General features: G+C 72.4%; 14 protein-coding genes. All 14 read left to right on the forward strand.

Annotated features, from left to right (window positions below; all coding sequences use genetic code 11):
* Positions 1-111: 111 nt before the first annotated feature.
* A complete protein-coding gene (locus tag SVTN_RS28590) occupies positions 112-441 on the forward strand; it encodes a TcmI family type II polyketide cyclase (RefSeq protein WP_041131686.1) in 330 nt (109 codons plus the stop codon).
* Positions 438-1,709, forward strand: a complete 1,272-nt coding sequence (locus SVTN_RS28595; protein ID WP_041131687.1) for a beta-ketoacyl-[acyl-carrier-protein] synthase family protein — start codon at positions 438-440, stop codon at positions 1,707-1,709. Before SVTN_RS28590 ends, SVTN_RS28595 begins: the two co-directional genes overlap by 4 nt.
* On the forward strand, positions 1,706-2,956 hold the full coding sequence (locus SVTN_RS28600; protein ID WP_041131688.1) for a ketosynthase chain-length factor: 1,251 nt from the start codon (positions 1,706-1,708) through the stop codon (positions 2,954-2,956). Before SVTN_RS28595 ends, SVTN_RS28600 begins: the two co-directional genes overlap by 4 nt.
* Positions 2,957-2,999: 43 nt before the next feature.
* On the forward strand, positions 3,000-3,269 hold the full coding sequence (locus SVTN_RS28605) for an acyl carrier protein (RefSeq protein WP_041131689.1): 270 nt from the start codon (positions 3,000-3,002) through the stop codon (positions 3,267-3,269).
* A gap of 29 nt (positions 3,270-3,298) precedes the next feature.
* Positions 3,299-4,093, forward strand: coding sequence for a 3-oxoacyl-ACP reductase FabG (gene fabG, locus SVTN_RS28610; RefSeq protein ID WP_041131690.1), 795 nt, complete (start codon positions 3,299-3,301; stop codon positions 4,091-4,093).
* A gap of 76 nt (positions 4,094-4,169) precedes the next feature.
* Positions 4,170-5,111: an aromatase/cyclase gene (locus tag SVTN_RS28615; RefSeq protein ID WP_041131691.1), complete on the forward strand. Its 942-nt coding sequence runs from the start codon at positions 4,170-4,172 to the stop codon at positions 5,109-5,111.
* Positions 5,112-5,113: 2 nt separating this feature from the next.
* A complete protein-coding gene (locus SVTN_RS28620) occupies positions 5,114-6,607 on the forward strand; it encodes an FAD-dependent monooxygenase (RefSeq protein WP_041131692.1) in 1,494 nt (497 codons plus the stop codon).
* Positions 6,608-6,690: 83 nt separating this feature from the next.
* Positions 6,691-8,217, forward strand: coding sequence for an FAD-dependent monooxygenase (locus SVTN_RS28625; RefSeq protein ID WP_052499337.1), 1,527 nt, complete (start codon positions 6,691-6,693; stop codon positions 8,215-8,217).
* Positions 8,214-9,116, forward strand: a complete 903-nt coding sequence (locus SVTN_RS28630) for an alpha/beta hydrolase (protein WP_063782349.1) — start codon at positions 8,214-8,216, stop codon at positions 9,114-9,116. Before SVTN_RS28625 ends, SVTN_RS28630 begins: the two co-directional genes overlap by 4 nt.
* Positions 9,113-10,375, forward strand: coding sequence for an MFS transporter (locus SVTN_RS28635; RefSeq protein ID WP_041131693.1), 1,263 nt, complete (start codon positions 9,113-9,115; stop codon positions 10,373-10,375). Before SVTN_RS28630 ends, SVTN_RS28635 begins: the two co-directional genes overlap by 4 nt.
* Positions 10,372-11,268: a 4'-phosphopantetheinyl transferase family protein gene (locus SVTN_RS28640; RefSeq protein ID WP_245727661.1), complete on the forward strand. Its 897-nt coding sequence runs from the start codon at positions 10,372-10,374 to the stop codon at positions 11,266-11,268. Before SVTN_RS28635 ends, SVTN_RS28640 begins: the two co-directional genes overlap by 4 nt.
* Positions 11,269-11,284: 16 nt before the next feature.
* Positions 11,285-12,856, forward strand: a complete 1,572-nt coding sequence (locus SVTN_RS28645) for an acyl-CoA carboxylase subunit beta (RefSeq protein ID WP_041131694.1) — start codon at positions 11,285-11,287, stop codon at positions 12,854-12,856.
* 46 nt (positions 12,857-12,902) lie between these two features.
* On the forward strand, positions 12,903-13,136 hold the full coding sequence (locus SVTN_RS28650) for an acyl-CoA carboxylase subunit epsilon (RefSeq protein WP_041131695.1): 234 nt from the start codon (positions 12,903-12,905) through the stop codon (positions 13,134-13,136).
* A 170-nt stretch (positions 13,137-13,306) separates the two neighbouring features.
* On the forward strand, positions 13,307-14,797 hold the full coding sequence (locus SVTN_RS28655; RefSeq protein ID WP_041131696.1) for an MFS transporter: 1,491 nt from the start codon (positions 13,307-13,309) through the stop codon (positions 14,795-14,797).
* The last annotated feature ends 1 nt before the right edge of the window (position 14,798 follow it).

Here is a 14,798-nt window from a genome sequence, read left to right on the forward strand (position 1 = left end):
CCCCCTCTTTCTGATTTCCCTCTCCTTCCGATCCCCCCTCCTTCTGATTCCTCCTGCCTTCGTCTGCTCTCCCACCGTCATGCCAGTAAGACCAGTTGAGGAGTGAACCCCATGCACAGCACGCTCATCGTCGCCCGCCTGCAACCCGGCGCGGCGACCGACGTGGCCCGACTCTTCGGTGCGTTCGACGAGACCGAGATGCCCCATCTCATGGGAACGCGGCGTCGCCAGCTGTTCTCGTACCGGGGCCTGTACTTCCACCTCCAGGACTTCGACGAGGACAACGGCGGCGAGCTGATCGAGAAGGCCAAGTCCGACCCGCGCTTCGTCGGCATCAGCAACGACCTGAAGCCCTTCATCGAGGCGTACGACCCGGCGACCTGGCGTTCGCCCGCCGACGCCATGGCCGAGCGCTTCTACCACTGGGAGGTGTCGGCATGACCGGGCGACGGGTTGTCGTCACCGGCATCGAAGTGCTGGCTCCCGGAGGCATCGGGGCCAAGAACTTCTGGAACCTGCTGAGCGAGGGCCGCACGGCGACGCGCGGCATCACCTTCTTCGACCCGACGCCGTTCCGCTCCCGGGTCGCCGCGGAGATCGACTTCGATCCGTACGAGCACGGGCTCGGCCCCCAGGAGGTCCGGCGCCTCGACCGGGCCGCCCAGTTCGCCGTGGTCGCGGCGCGCGGTGCGGTCGCCGACAGCGGCGTCGAGCTGGACCGCCTCGACCCGTACCGCGTCGGCGTCACCGTGGGCAGCGCCGTCGGCGCCACCATGGGCCTCGACGAGGAGTACCGGGTCGTCAGCGACGGCGGCCGGCTCGATCTCGTCGACCACGCCTACGCGGCCCCGCACCTCTACAACCACATGGTCCCCAGCTCCTTCGCGGCCGAGGTCGCCTGGGCCGTCGGCGCCGAGGGGCCCAGCACCGTGGTGTCCACGGGTTGCACCTCCGGCATCGACTCGGTGGGCTACGCCGTCGAGCTGATCCGCGAGGGATCGGCCGACGTCATGATCGCCGGCTCGTCCGACGCCCCGATCTCCCCGATCACCATGGCCTGCTTCGACGCGATCAAGGCCACCACCCCCCGCAACGACGACGCGGAGCACGCGTCCCGTCCCTTCGACGGCACCCGGAACGGCTTCGTCCTGGGTGAGGGCGCCGCCGTCTTCGTCCTCGAGGAGCTGGAGAGCGCGAAGAAGCGCGGCGCGCACATCTACGCGGAGATCGCCGGCTACGCGACGCGCAGCAACGCCTACCACATGACGGGTCTGCGCCCGGACGGTGCCGAGATGGCGGAGGCGATCCGGGTCGCACTCGACGAGGCGCGGCTGAACGTGGAGGCGATCGACTACATCAACGCGCACGGCTCCGGCACCAAGCAGAACGACCGCCACGAGACCGCCGCCTTCAAGCGGAGCCTGGGCGAGCACGCCTACCGCACCCCGGTGAGCTCGATCAAGTCGATGGTCGGGCACTCGCTCGGCGCGATCGGCTCCATCGAGATCGCCGCCTCGGCCCTGGCGATGGAACACAACGTGGTGCCGCCCACGGCGAACCTCCACACCCCCGACCCGGAGTGCGACCTCGACTACGTGCCGATCGTCGCGCGCGAGCAGCTGACGGACGCGGTCCTCACCGTCGGCAGCGGATTCGGCGGATTCCAGAGCGCCATGGTGCTCACACGTCCCGAGAGGAGCCTCGTATGACCGGCCCCGCGCCCGCCTCCGTGGTGGTGACCGGCCTCGGCATCGCCTCCCCGAACGGCCTCGGCACCCAGGACTACTGGGCGGCCACCCGCAGCGGCAAGAGCGGCATCGGCCGCATCACCCACTTCGACCCGTCGGGCTACCCCGCGAAACTCGCCGGAGAGATCCCCGGTTTCGAGGCGTCGGAGCACCTGCCGAGCCGTCTCATCCCGCAGACCGACCGGATGACGCGGATCGCGCTCGCCGCCACCGACTGGGCGCTCGCCGACGCCGGCGTGACCCCCGAGGAACTCCCCGAGTTCGACATGGGCGTGGTCACGGCCAGTGCGTCCGGTGGCTTCGAGTTCGGCCAGGGCGAGCTGCAGAAGCTGTGGAGCCAGGGCAGCCAGTACGTCTCCGCGTACCAGTCCTTCGCCTGGTTCTACGCCGTCAACAGCGGCCAGATCTCCATCCGCAACGGCATGAAGGGCCCCAGCGGCGTCGTCGTCAGCGACCAGGCGGGGGGCATCGACGCGGTGGCGCAGGCCCGGCGGCAGATCCGCAAGGGCACGAGCCTGGTCGTGTCCGGCGCCGTGGACGCCTCGATCTGCCCCTGGGGCTGGGTGGCCCAGCTCGCGAGCGGCAGGCTGAGCACCAGCGAGGAGCCGACCCGGGCGTACGTCCCCTTCGACCGTGACGCCCGGGGGTACGTGCCGGGCGAAGGCGGCGCGATCCTGATCCTGGAGGACGCCGAAGCGGCACGCGCGCGGGGCGCGCGGGTCTACGGCGAGATCGCCGGGTACGGCGCCACCATCGACCCCAAGCCCGGGACCGGCCGTGAGCCCGGCCTGCGCAAGGCCATCGAACTGGCCCTCGCCGACGCCGGCCTCGCCCCGGGCGAGGTGGACGTGGTCTTCGCCGACGCGGCGGCCGACCCCGAGCTCGACCGGGCCGAGGCCGAGGCGATCACCGCCGTCTTCGGACCCCGGGGCGTCCCGGTCACCGCCCCCAAGACCATGACCGGACGCCTCTACTCGGGCGCCGCGCCGCTCGACCTGGCCGCCGCGTTCCTGGCCATGGAGGACGGCGTCATCCCGCCCACCACGCACATCGACCCGTCCCCGGAGTACGACCTGGACCTGGTCGTCTCCCAGCCCCGCTCCGCCCGGATCCGCGCCGCGCTGGTGCTGGCCAGGGGCCACGGCGGGTTCAACTCCGCGATGGTCGTCCGAGCCGTCGACCAGCACGTGCGCGGCATCGCTTCTTGATTGATCGACAGACCTTTACCTCACACCGTTGAAAGGGACCACCATGGCCACTGAACTCTTCACCCTCGACGACCTGAAGCGGATCCTCCTGGAGGCCGCGGGCGCGGACGAAGGCGTCGACCTGGACGGCGACATCCTGGACACCGAGTTCGAGCTCCTCGGTTACGAGTCGCTGGCGCTCCTGGAGACGGGCGGGCGCATCGAGCGCGAGTACGGCATCACCCTCGACGACGACGCGCTGACCGACGCCGTCACCCCGCGTGCCCTCATCGACGCCGTCAACGCGCAGTTCGCCGCCGCCCGCGCCGCCTGAATCGTCTTGAAGGAAGGGAACGGAACGACATGACGCAGGACGCGCAGAGCATCCCCCGCGTGGCGCTCATCACCGGGGCCACCAGCGGCATCGGCCTCGCCTCGGCCAGGCTCCTCGCCGAGCAGGGACACCGGGTCTTCATCGGCGCGCGCAGCGCCGAGAACGTCACGGCGACGGTCAAGGAGCTGCGGGAGGAGGGTCTCGACGTCGACGGCTCCGTCGTCGACGTCCGCGATTCCGCCGCGGTGACGGCGTTCGTCCAGGCCGCCGTCGACCGGTTCGGCACGATCGACGTCCTGGTCAACAACGCGGGCCGGTCCGGCGGCGGGGTGACCGCGGACATCGCGGACGAGCTGTGGGACGACGTGATCGACACCAACCTCAACAGCGTCTTCCGGCTGACGAAGGAGGTGCTGAACACCGGCGGCATGCGGCACAAGGACCGCGGCCGGATCATCAACATCGCCTCCACGGCGGGCAAGCAGGGCGTCGTGCTCGGCGCCCCGTACTCCGCCTCCAAGCACGGCGTGGTCGGCTTCACCAAGGCGCTGGGCAACGAACTGGCGCCCACCGGCATCACCGTCAACGCCGTCTGCCCCGGTTACGTCGAGACGCCCATGGCGCAGCGCGTGCGGCAGGGGTACGCCGCCGCGTACGACACCGACGAGGACACGATCCTGGCGAAGTTCCGGTCGAAGATCCCGCTCGGCCGCTACTCCACCCCCGAGGAGGTCGCCGGACTCGTCGGGTACCTCGCCTCCGACACCGCCGGCTCCATCACCGCGCAGGCGCTCAACGTCTGCGGCGGCCTCGGCAACTTCTGACCCCACCGCCGCGACCCGCTGCACGGATCGACACGGACCGGCACGGATCCGCGACACAGACCAAGGAGAAGTGCTCATGACGACTCGCGAGGTCGAGCACGAGATCACCGTCAACGCCCCGGCCGCCGCCGCCTACCGGCTGCTGGCCGAGGTCACCAACTGGCCGCGCATCTTCCCTCCCACGATCCACGTCGACCAGGTGGAGAAGAACGGGGCCGGCACCGAGGAGCGGATACGCATCTGGGCGACGGCGGGCGGCGAGGCCAAGAACTGGACGTCGCGCCGCACCCTGGACCCGGACGCCCTGCGCATCACGTTCCGGCAGGAGATCACGACGCCGCCGGTCGCCGCGATGGGCGGCACCTGGATCATCGAGCCGCTGGGCGACCGGGACTCCAGGATCCGGCTGCTGCACGACTACCGTGCGATCGACGACGACCCGGACGGACTGCGCTGGATCGACGAGGCCGTCGACCGCAACAGCCGCTCCGAGCTGGCGGCGCTCAAGGAGAACCTCGAACTCGCCCACGCGGCCGAGGACGTGACGTTCTCCTTCACCGACAGCGTGCTCGTCCAGGGCAGCGCGAAGCGCGCGTACGCGTTCATCGACGAGGCCCACCTGTGGGCCGAGCGGCTGCCGCACGTGGCGACCGTCCGGCTCACCGAGGACTCCCCGGGGCTGCAGACCCTGGAGATGGACACGCGGGCCAAGGACGGCAGCGTGCACACCACCAAGTCGTACCGGGTGACGTTCCCCCACCACCGGATCGCCTACAAGCAGGTCACGCTGCCCGCGCTGATGACCCTGCACACCGGCCTGTGGACCTTCGAGGAGACCCCCGAGGGCACCGTCGCCTCCTCCCAGCACACGGTCACCCTCAACACCGCCAACATCGCGAAGATCCTCGGCCCGGAGGCGACCGTCGCCGACGCCCGCGCGTACGTGCACTCCGCGCTGAGCACCAACAGCCTGGCCACCCTCGGCCACGCCAAGGGCTACGCCGAGCAGAGCGGCTGACCGTGTCCCGGAACCGCCTGGACACCCAGGTCATCGTCGTCGGCGCCGGACCCGTCGGGCTCATGCTCGCCGGTGAGCTGCGGCTCGGCGGCGCCGAGGTGGTCGTCCTGGAACGACGCGACGCCCCCACCACGGAGTCGAGGGCCTCCACCCTGCACGCCCGCACGATGGAGATCCTCGACAGCCGTGGACTGCTCGCGGCGTTCGGCACCCCGCCGAGCGAGCCGCGCGGCCACTTCGGCGGCATTCCGCTCGATCTCACCCTGCCCGGCCCCTACCCCGGCCAGTGGAAGGTGCCGCAGTTCCGGACCGAGGAGGTGCTCCAGGAACGGGCGCTCTCGCTCGGCGCGGACATCCGGCGCGGCCATGAACTGCGCACGGTGTCCACGGCGGTGGACGGGGAGCACGTCGAGGCCGAGGCGGTCGGCCCCGACGGCCCCCTGCTCCTGCGCGGCCGGTATCTGGTCGCCTGCGACGGCGAGGACAGCACGGTACGCGGCCTCACGGGCGCCGCCTTCCCGGGGCGGGACGCCGGCCGTGAACTGCTGCGCGCCGACGTCGACGGCATCGAGGTCCCGAACCGGCGCTTCGAACGGCTGGCCGGGGGCCTGGCCATCGCGGCACGCAGGGACGACGGCGTGACGCGGGTGATGGTGCACGAGTTCGGCAGCACCGCCCGAGCGCGTACCGGGGCACCGGAGTTCACCGAGATCGCCGACGTGTGGAAGCGGGTCACCGGCGAGGACATCAGCACCGGCACCCCGCTGTGGGCGAACTCCTTCGGCGACGCCAACCGCCAGCTCGTCCGCTACCGGGACGGAAACGTCCTGTACGCCGGTGACGCGGCCCACCGCCAGATGCCCATCGGCGGCCAGGCCCTCAACCTCGGCCTCCAGGACGCCTTCAACCTGGGCTGGAAGCTGGCGCTGCACCTGCGCGGGGCAGCTCCCGCGACCCTCCTCGACAGCTACCACCGAGAACGGCACGCCGTGGGCCGGCGCGTTCTGGCCAACATCGAGGCGCAGGCACTGCTGCTGCTCGGCGGGGCCGAGGTGGAGCCCCTCCGGGCCGTGTGGACGGAACTCGTCAAGCTCGAAGCGGTACGCGAACACCTCGCCGGAATGATCAGCGGCCTCGACGTCCGGTACGCCGTCGACGGCCCCCCGCACCCCCTGCTGGGAGCCCGGCTGCCGTACACCGTCCCGCACCCCGCCGCGCAGGCCCTGCGCGCGGGCCGTGGTGTGCTGCTCGACCCGCGCCGCCCCACGGACACCGTGCCGCGCGGCGGCGACGGGTGGGCGGACCGGGTCACCGCGGTGGCGGCCCCCGCCGAACCGGGCGGCGGGCAGCACCGGGCCGCCGGGACGGGCGGCCCGGACGCCCCGGAAGGACCCGACGCCGTCCTCGTACGGCCGGACGGTCACGTCGCATGGGCGGGGCCCGGCGGCGACGGTCTGCCCCAGGCGTTGGAGCGCTGGTTCGGCCCGTCGCTCTGACCCCTCCCCCCACCGAGCGACCCGTACGCCTCCGGGGCACGCCCTGCCCTCTCACCCCATCTCAACGAACCGAAGGGAAGGCCATGCCCCTCAACTCGCCCGACGGCGCCGGGACCCTGGACGCCGACGTCATCGTCGTCGGTGCCGGGCCGGCCGGTCTGATGCTCGCCGGAGAACTGCGGCTCGGCGGGGCACGCGTCATCGTCACGGAGCGGCTGGAGCGGCCCACCGGGCAGTCCCGCGGCCTGGGCTTCACCGCACGAGCCATGGAGGTGTTCGACCAGCGCGGTCTCCTCCCGCGCTTCGGCGACCCGGAGACCAGCCCGATGGGCCACTTCGGCGGGGTGCAGTTCGACTACACCGTCCTCGACGGCGCCCACTTCGGGGCCCGAGGCATCCCGCAGTCGCAGACCGAGGCGGTCCTCGAGGAGTGGGCGACGGAGCTGGGCGCGGACATCCGGCGGGGCTGGGAGTTCGTCGAGCTGGCCGAGGGGTTCCTGGACGGGGACGAGGTCGAGATCACCGTACGGACCCCGGACGGCGTCCAGCGGCTCCGTGCCGCCTACCTGGTGGGCTGCGACGGCGGGCAGAGCGCCGTACGCAAGGCGGCCGGGTTCGACTTCCCGGGCACCCCTGCGACCCGGGCGATGTTCCTCGCCGACGTCGTCGGCTGCGATCTGCGCCCGCGGTTCCTGGGCGAACGGCTGCCGCACGGCATGGTGATGGCGGCCCCGCTGGGCGAGGGCGTGGACCGGATCATCGTCTGCCCGGACGGCACCCCGGCGCGCGAGCGCGACCAGGAGCTGACCTTCGCCGAGATCGCGGACGCCTGGCAGCACATCACCGGCGAGGACATCCACGACGGCGACGCGGAATGGGTGAGCTCCTTCACCGACGCGACCCGGCAGGCCTCGGAGTACCGGCGCGGCAGGGTGCTGCTCGTCGGAGACGCGGCGCACATCCACCTCCCGGCCGGCGGACAGGGGTTGAGCACGGGCGTGCAGGACGCCGCGAACCTCGGCTGGAAGCTGGCGGACGTGGTGAGGGGCGGGGCGCCCGAGGGCCTCCTCGACAGCTACCACGCCGAGCGGCACCCGGTGGGCGCCCGGCTCCTGATGAACACCCGCGCCCAGGGCACGGTGTTCCTCGGCGGCGAGGAGGCGGACCCGCTGCGCGAACTGTTCACGGAACTCATCGCGTACGACGACGTCAAACGGCACCTGGCCGGAGTGGTCAGCGGCCTCGACATCCGCTACGACATCGCCGAGGCCACCGGCGACGCCCACCCGCTCACCGGCCGCCGCCTCGGGGACCGCCTGCTGATCGGCGCGGCGGGGGAGACCGGCACCACCGAGCTGCTGCACCCGGCACGCGGCGTGCTGCTCGACCTCTCCGACGACCCCGAGATCCGCCGGGCGGCGGTCTGCTACCTGGCGCGGGTGCGCATCACGACCGCGGTGCCGAAGCCGGTGGACGGCGAGGACCCGCTGTCCGGGGCGTCCGCGGTCCTGGTGCGGCCCGACGGGTACGTCGCCTGGGCCGGCGGGCCGGACGACCTCGCCGGACTGGACCGGGCGCTGCGACGATGGTTCGGGGCACCCGCCTCATGAGCGCCGCACCGTCCACGCCGACCCCGGCACGGGCCGTCTCCCGCGGAGTGCGCCGCATCACCCTGGACGCGGCCGGCGTCCCGCTGTCCGCCCTGCTGAGCGAGCCGGAGGGCACCGCGCCGCGCGCGACCGTGGTCGCCCTCCACGGCGGCGGCATGAGCGCGGGCTACTTCGACGGGCAGGCGCACCCCGAGCAGTCCCTCCTCGCGCTGGGCGCGAGCCTCGGCTACTTGGTGCTCGCGCTCGACCGCCCCGGCTACGGGTCCTCGGCGGCCCGACTCCCCGAAGGACAGACCCTGGGTGAACAGTCCGCGGCGGTACGGGCGGCGCTCGCCGACTTCACCTCGCGGTACACGACCGGGGCCGGCACCCTGCTGCTCGCCCACTCCTTCGGCGGCAAACTCGCCCTGTCCATCGCGGCCGACCCGGACACGCCCGATCTCCTGGGCCTGGACATCTCCGGCCTCGGCCACCGCTATGCCGTGGACCTCGCCGAGGCCTCCGGCGCGGCGTCCCGACGGCGGTTCCACTGGGGCCCGCTGTCGCTGTACCCACCCGACACCTTCCGCGCCAGTGCCGGCGTCGTGGCTCCCATGCCGAGGCAGGAGGCGGGCGAACTGGCGCAGTGGCCACGCCTGTTCACCGAACTGGCCCCCCGCGTCCGCATCCCGGTGCGGCTGACCTTCGCCGAGCACGAGGCGTGGTGGCGGCACGGCGAGCAGGACCTGGCGGACCTCACGGCCCGGCTGACCGCCGCCCCCCGCGTCGTGGTGGACCGGCAGCCCGCCGCCGGCCACAACATCAGCCTGGGCTGGGCGGCCCGCTCGTACCACCTGCGGACCCTGGCGTTCCTGGAGGACTGCATCCCGGACCGGACGCGAGCGACCGCGCACTCATGAGCAGCCCACTCAAGCGTCCCTTCCCCTCCCTGTCCGTCCGCAACTTCCGGCTCTTCGCCGCCGGACAGGTGCTGTCCGCCACGGGCACCTGGATGATGGTGGTGGCCCAGGACTGGCTGGTCCTGAGCCTCACGGACAACTCCGCGACCACCCTGGGCGCCGTCACCGCACTGCAGTTCGCGCCGCTGCTGCTGACGCTGTACGGCGGCCGGCTCGCCGACCGCCACGACAAGCGCCTGCTGCTGACCGTCGCCAACCTGGCATCCGGCGCCCTGGCGCTGCCGCTGGCCCTGCTGGTGCTCACGGACACCGTGCGCCTCTGGCACATCTGTCTGTTCGCGCTCGGCCTCGGACTGGTCAACGCGGTCGAGGTGCCGACCCGGATGGCGTTCGTGAGCGAACTGGTCGGCGGTGACCTGCTGCCCAACGCCTCGGCGCTCAGCGCCGCCTACTTCAACGCCGCCCGCGTCATCGGGCCGGCGCTCGCCGGACTGCTCATCACCGGCCTCGGCACCGGCTGGGTGATGCTGCTCAACGCGGTCAGCTACCTGGCGACGGTGGCGGGGCTGCGCATGATGCGGCCCTCCGAGATGCACCGCGGCGCGGAGCGGGACGCCCGGCCCCGCGTCGTGGACGGGCTGCGGCACGTCGTGGAACGCGGCGACCTCGCTCCGGTCCTCGTGCTCGTCGCGGTCGTCGGGCTGTTCGGGATGAACTTCCAGCTGACGCTCCCCCTGCTGGCCAAGACCGTGTTCCACTCCGACGCGGCCTCCTTCGGCCTCCTGACGGCGGGCTTCGCCGCGGGGTCGCTGCTCGCGGCCTTCGCCACCAGCGCCCGGAGGGGCCGCCCGTCCGGCGCTCTCGTGGCCGGGTCCGCACTCGCCTTCGGAGTCCTGGAGACGCTCGCGGGCGCGGCCCCCACGACCACGGCGGCCGTCGTCCTGCTGTGCCTGACCGGCTTCGCGGCGATCTACTTCGTCCAGGCGGCCAACCACCGGGTCCAGCTCGGCAGCGATCCGCGGTACCGCGGCCGGGTCATGGCGCTCTACACCCTGATCCTCCAGGGCTCCACACCGATCGGCTCCCTCGTCGTGGGGGAGGTCACCGAACGGCTCGGGGCCCGGCCGGGACTGTGGCTGGGCGGGCTCGTGTCGCTGACGGCCGGAGGCCTCGCGCTGCTGCACGTACGCCGTACGGAACGGGCCCGACGCCCCGAGGAGCGCCGTCTGCCGGTGGACGAGCCCGTGGTGCGGCCATGAGCATGCCCGCGGTGTCCACGAGCCCGCGCTCCAGTGCCGGGAGCGCCGGGCGGCGAGCTCCCCTCGCCGTCCCCGGCGACGGCGGGCACCCTGCGTCGCTCGCAGTCCCCGGCGACGGCGGACACGCCGCCGGGCAGCCGGTGTCCCTCGCCTTCCCCGGCGACGGCGGGCACGCCGCCGGGTCGCAGGCGTCCCTCGCCGCTCCTGTCGACGGCCTGCACGCTGCCGGGCGGCAGGCGTCCCTCGCCGTCCCCGCCGACGGCCTGCACACGTGGATCCTGCGCGTCCCGGCCGCGGACGAGCCGGGGCCGACCTCGCTCCCCCCGGAGCTGGACGAGGCCGAGGCGGACCGGGCCGGTTCCTTCGTACGGCCCCTCGACCGGCAGCGGTACGTGGCGGCGCACCTCGCGCTGCGCCGGCTGCTCGCCCGCTACACCGGCATCCCGCCCGGCCGGATACGCCTGGGCAGGAGCGGTGGCCCGCGCGGGAAGCCGCTGCTCCTCGACGCCCCGGTGCCGCTGCACTTCTCGCTGTCGCACAGCCACGGCCTGATCGCGATCGCCGTGGCCGGACGACCCGTGGGCGTCGACGTCCAGGCCCTGCCGTCGCCCGAGAGGGTCGAGGCCTGCCTCCCGGCGCTGCATCCGGCGGAGCGGGAGGAGCTGGCGGGGCTTCCCACGGCCGAACGCCTCGTGGAGTTCGGCCGCTTGTGGACCCGTAAGGAGGCATTCCTCAAGGGCCTCGGCACCGGCCTGGCCCGCCCGCCCGCCGCCGACTACCTGGGGCGGCGGGCGACTCCCGAGGGACCAGAGGGCTGGATCGTGCGCGACCTGCCCACGCATCCGGGGTACGCGGCGGCCACCGCCCTGCGGACCCCGGGCAGTCGAACCTGAAGAGAAGAGGAACACCATGGCGTCCCCACAGTCCGCGAACGAGGTCCTCGACCGGCTGGACCGACTCGCCGCGTTCAAGGAGCTGGCCCATCAGGGCCCGGACCCCGAGGCCACCGAGCGACAGCACGCGAAGGGCAAGCTGACCGCGCGCGAGCGCATCGAACTCCTCCTCGACAAGGGCAGCTTCACGGAGATCGAGCAGCTGCGCCGGCACCGGGCGGTCGGTTTCGGTCTGGAGGCCAAGAAGCCGTACACCGACGGTGTCGTCACCGGCTGGGGCACGGTCGAGGGCCGCACGGTCTTCGTCTACGCGCACGACTTCCGGATCTTCGGCGGCGCCCTCGGCGAGGCCCACGCCACCAAGATCCACAAGATCATGGACATGGCCATCGCGGCCGGTGCCCCGCTGGTCTCCCTGAACGACGGCGCCGGCGCCCGCATCCAGGAGGGCGTCTCCGCCCTCGCCGGCTACGGCGGCATCTTCCAGCGCAACACCAGGGCCTCCGGCGTCATCCCGCAGATCAGCGTGATGCTCGGCCCGTGCGCCGGCGGCGCGGCCTACAGCCCGGCCCTGACGGACTTCGTGTTCATGGTCCGCGAGACCTCGCAGATGTTCATCACCGGCCCGGACGTCGTCAAGGCGGTCACCGGCGAGGAGATCACCCAGGACGGACTCGGCGGCGCGGATGTCCACGCCGGGACCTCGGGCGTCGCGCACTTCGCGTACGACGACGAGGAGACCTGCCTCGCGGAGGTCCGCTATCTGCTGTCGCTGCTGCCGCAGAACAACCGGGAGATGCCGCCGCGCACCGTGTGCGCCGACCCGGTGGACCGCACCGGCGACGCGCTGCTCGATCTGGTGCCGACGGACGGCGGCCGTGCCTACGACGTCCGCGGGGTGATCGAGGAGGTCGTCGACGACGGCGAGTACATGGAGGTGCACGCGACCTGGGCGCCGAACCTCGTGTGCGCGCTGGCCCGGGTCGACGGCCATGTGGTGGGCGTCGTCGCCAACCAGCCGGCCTCGCTGGCGGGCGTGCTGGACATCCGGGCGAGCGAGAAGGGGGCGAGGTTCGTCCAGTTCTGCGACTCCTTCAACATCCCGCTGATCACGCTCGTCGACGTGCCGGGCTTCCTGCCGGGCGTGGACCAGGAGCACGACGGCATCATCCGGCGCGGCGCGAAACTGCTGTACGCGTACTGCAACGCCACGGTGCCGCGGATCTCGGTGGTGCTGCGCAAGGCGTACGGCGGCGCGTACATCGTGATGGACTCCCGTTCCATCGGTGCGGACATCGCGCTGGCCTGGCCCGGCAACGAGATCGCCGTGATGGGGGCCGAGGGCGCGGCCAACGTGGTGTTCCGCCGCGAGATAGCCGCCGCCGACGACCCCGAGGCCATGCGCCGGCAGAAGATCGACGAGTACCGCGACGAGCTGGTGCACCCGTACTACGCGGCGGAGCGCGGGCTCGTCGACGACGTCATCGACCCCCGCGAGACCCGCTCGGTGCTGTGCCGTGCGGTCGCCATGCTCTCCGCCAAGGACGCCGACCTGCCGCGCCGCAAGCACGGCAACCCGCCCCAGTAGGCAACCCGCCCCAGTAGGCAACCCGTCCCAGTAGAAGGTGATCGAGATGACCGATTCCCGGCTTTCCCAGCTCCTCAGCGTGGATCGCGGCAACCCCGGGCCCGAGGAGCTCGCCGCGCTCACGGCGGCGCTCGTCGTCCGGCTCGCCGGGGAGGCCTCGGCGGACGCGCCCTCCGCAGGGCGGCGCGATGCGGCGGGGTGGCGGCGACCGGAGCGCGCCTCCATGTTCGAGGGCCCGCGCTCGTGGCGGGCGGCCGGGCGGGGCGGGGCCCGCGTCTGAGGGCCGCGCCGTCGTCGAACCGCGGAAACGCCGCCGAGCCGCGGAAGCGTCGTCGGACCGTGGAAACGTCGTCGGAAAGACATCCAGAGTTGACATCCGGTGCGCGGTACCCGTGTAGTGTGGAACCGGAGGAGGATTCCGGTTCCGCCTAACCCTTAGGAGCTATTCCCATGTCTGCCTCAGACTCCACGCTCGACCAGCGCGCACCGTTAGACACCAAGCAGACCCCTGAGGGCCGCAAGCCCGGGATCATCCTGGCGTTCATCGGCGTCGCGCAGTTCATGGTGTTCCTCGACGTGTCGATCGTGAACGTCGCCCTGCCGTCCATCCAGGACAGCCTCAAGATGCCCGAGGTGAACCTGGAGTACATCATCACCGCCTACGGCACCGTGCTCGGCGGATTCCTGCTGCTCGGCGGCCGGTTGGCCGACCGGTTCGGCCGCCGCCGGATGCTCCAGAGCGGACTCGTCGTCTTCGCCCTGACGTCGCTGGTGGCCGGACTGGCCCAGAACGACGCGATGCTGATCGGCGCGCGCGCCGTCCAGGGCCTCGGCTCGGCGCTCATCGCCCCGGCCGCCCTGTCCATCCTGACCAACACCTTCGCCGAGGGCCCCGCGCGCAACAAGGCGCTGGGCATCTGGGGCGCGCTGACCGGCATGGCGTCGGTCGCCGGCGTCATCCTGGGCGGCCTGCTCACGCAGGGCCCGGGCTGGCGCTGGATCTTCTTCATCAACGTGCCGATCGGCCTCGTGGCCGCGGCGATCGCTCCGACGATCGTGCGGGAGGGCCGGGGCAAGAGCCGGGAGACCTTCGACACCGCCGGCGCCGTCGCCCTCACGGCCTCGCTGCTGCTGCTGATCTTCACCCTCGGCGAGGCCGTCTACGTCGGCTGGACCACCTTCCGCACCATCGGCAGCCTGGTCGGCGTGGTCGTGCTGCTCGTGGCCTTCCTGGTGATCGAGTCGCGGGCCGCCTCGCCGCTGATCCCGCTCAGCATCTTCCGGCTGCGGGCCCTGCGGACCGCGAACGTCGCCACCGTGCTGCTCTTCGGCACCACGGTGACCCTGTTCTTCTTCGCCAGCCTCTTCATGCAGCAGGTCTACGGCTACTCGCCGACCCGCGCCGGCCTGGCCTACGTCCCCCTCGCCATCGTCGTGTCCGTCGGCGCCGGCCTCGCCTCGAACCTGGTCACCAAGGTCGCGGCCAAGCCGGTGCTCCTGGTCGGACTCACGCTCACCTCCGTGGGACTCTTCCTGCTCTGGCGCGCACCCGCCTACGGCAGCTACGCCGTCGACCTGCTGCCCGCCTTCCTGATCGTCGGACTCGGACTCGGCATGTCCTTCGTGACGCTGCAGATCACGGCGTTCGTCGGCGTCGGGAAGGAGGAGTCGGGCCTGGCCGCCGGACTCATCAACACCAGCCAGGAGGCCGGCGGAGCGCTCGGCGTGGCCATCGCGGCGACCATCGCGTTCAGCAAGATCGCCCCGCTGAAGGCCGCCGCGCACGGCGACCCGGTCCTGCTGCGGTACGGCCGCGCGGAGGTCTTCCACCAGGCGTTCCTGGTCGGCATCTGCTTCAGCGTCGGGGCACTGCTCCTCGCGGTGGCGCTGCTGCCGTGGGCGCGGCCGTCCGAGCGTCCCGACACCCTGCCCGTCGCGTAGA

It is taken from the genome of Streptomyces vietnamensis, from assembly GCF_000830005.1.
Taxonomy (GTDB): Bacteria; Actinomycetota; Actinomycetes; order Streptomycetales; family Streptomycetaceae; genus Streptomyces; species Streptomyces vietnamensis.

Bases quoted from the DNA above. Each gene is read 5' to 3' on its own strand.
- SVTN_RS28635 (WP_041131693.1), top strand. From the start codon at position 9,113: ATGAGCAGCCCACTCAAGCGTCCCTTCCCCTCCCTGTCCGTCCGCAAC.
- SVTN_RS28605 (WP_041131689.1), top strand. From the start codon at position 3,000: ATGGCCACTGAACTCTTCACCCTCGACGACCTGAAGCGGATCCTCCTG.
- SVTN_RS28645 (WP_041131694.1), top strand. From the start codon at position 11,285: ATGGCGTCCCCACAGTCCGCGAACGAGGTCCTCGACCGGCTGGACCGA.
- SVTN_RS28615 (WP_041131691.1), top strand. From the start codon at position 4,170: ATGACGACTCGCGAGGTCGAGCACGAGATCACCGTCAACGCCCCGGCC.
- SVTN_RS28625 (WP_052499337.1), top strand. From the start codon at position 6,691: ATGCCCCTCAACTCGCCCGACGGCGCCGGGACCCTGGACGCCGACGTC.
- SVTN_RS28595 (WP_041131687.1), top strand. From the start codon at position 438: ATGACCGGGCGACGGGTTGTCGTCACCGGCATCGAAGTGCTGGCTCCC.
- fabG (WP_041131690.1), top strand. From the start codon at position 3,299: ATGACGCAGGACGCGCAGAGCATCCCCCGCGTGGCGCTCATCACCGGG.
- SVTN_RS28640 (WP_245727661.1), top strand. From the start codon at position 10,372: ATGAGCATGCCCGCGGTGTCCACGAGCCCGCGCTCCAGTGCCGGGAGC.
- SVTN_RS28590 (WP_041131686.1), top strand. From the start codon at position 112: ATGCACAGCACGCTCATCGTCGCCCGCCTGCAACCCGGCGCGGCGACC.
- SVTN_RS28630 (WP_063782349.1), top strand. From the start codon at position 8,214: ATGAGCGCCGCACCGTCCACGCCGACCCCGGCACGGGCCGTCTCCCGC.
- SVTN_RS28650 (WP_041131695.1), top strand. From the start codon at position 12,903: ATGACCGATTCCCGGCTTTCCCAGCTCCTCAGCGTGGATCGCGGCAAC.
- SVTN_RS28600 (WP_041131688.1), top strand. From the start codon at position 1,706: ATGACCGGCCCCGCGCCCGCCTCCGTGGTGGTGACCGGCCTCGGCATC.
- SVTN_RS28655 (WP_041131696.1), top strand. From the start codon at position 13,307: ATGTCTGCCTCAGACTCCACGCTCGACCAGCGCGCACCGTTAGACACC.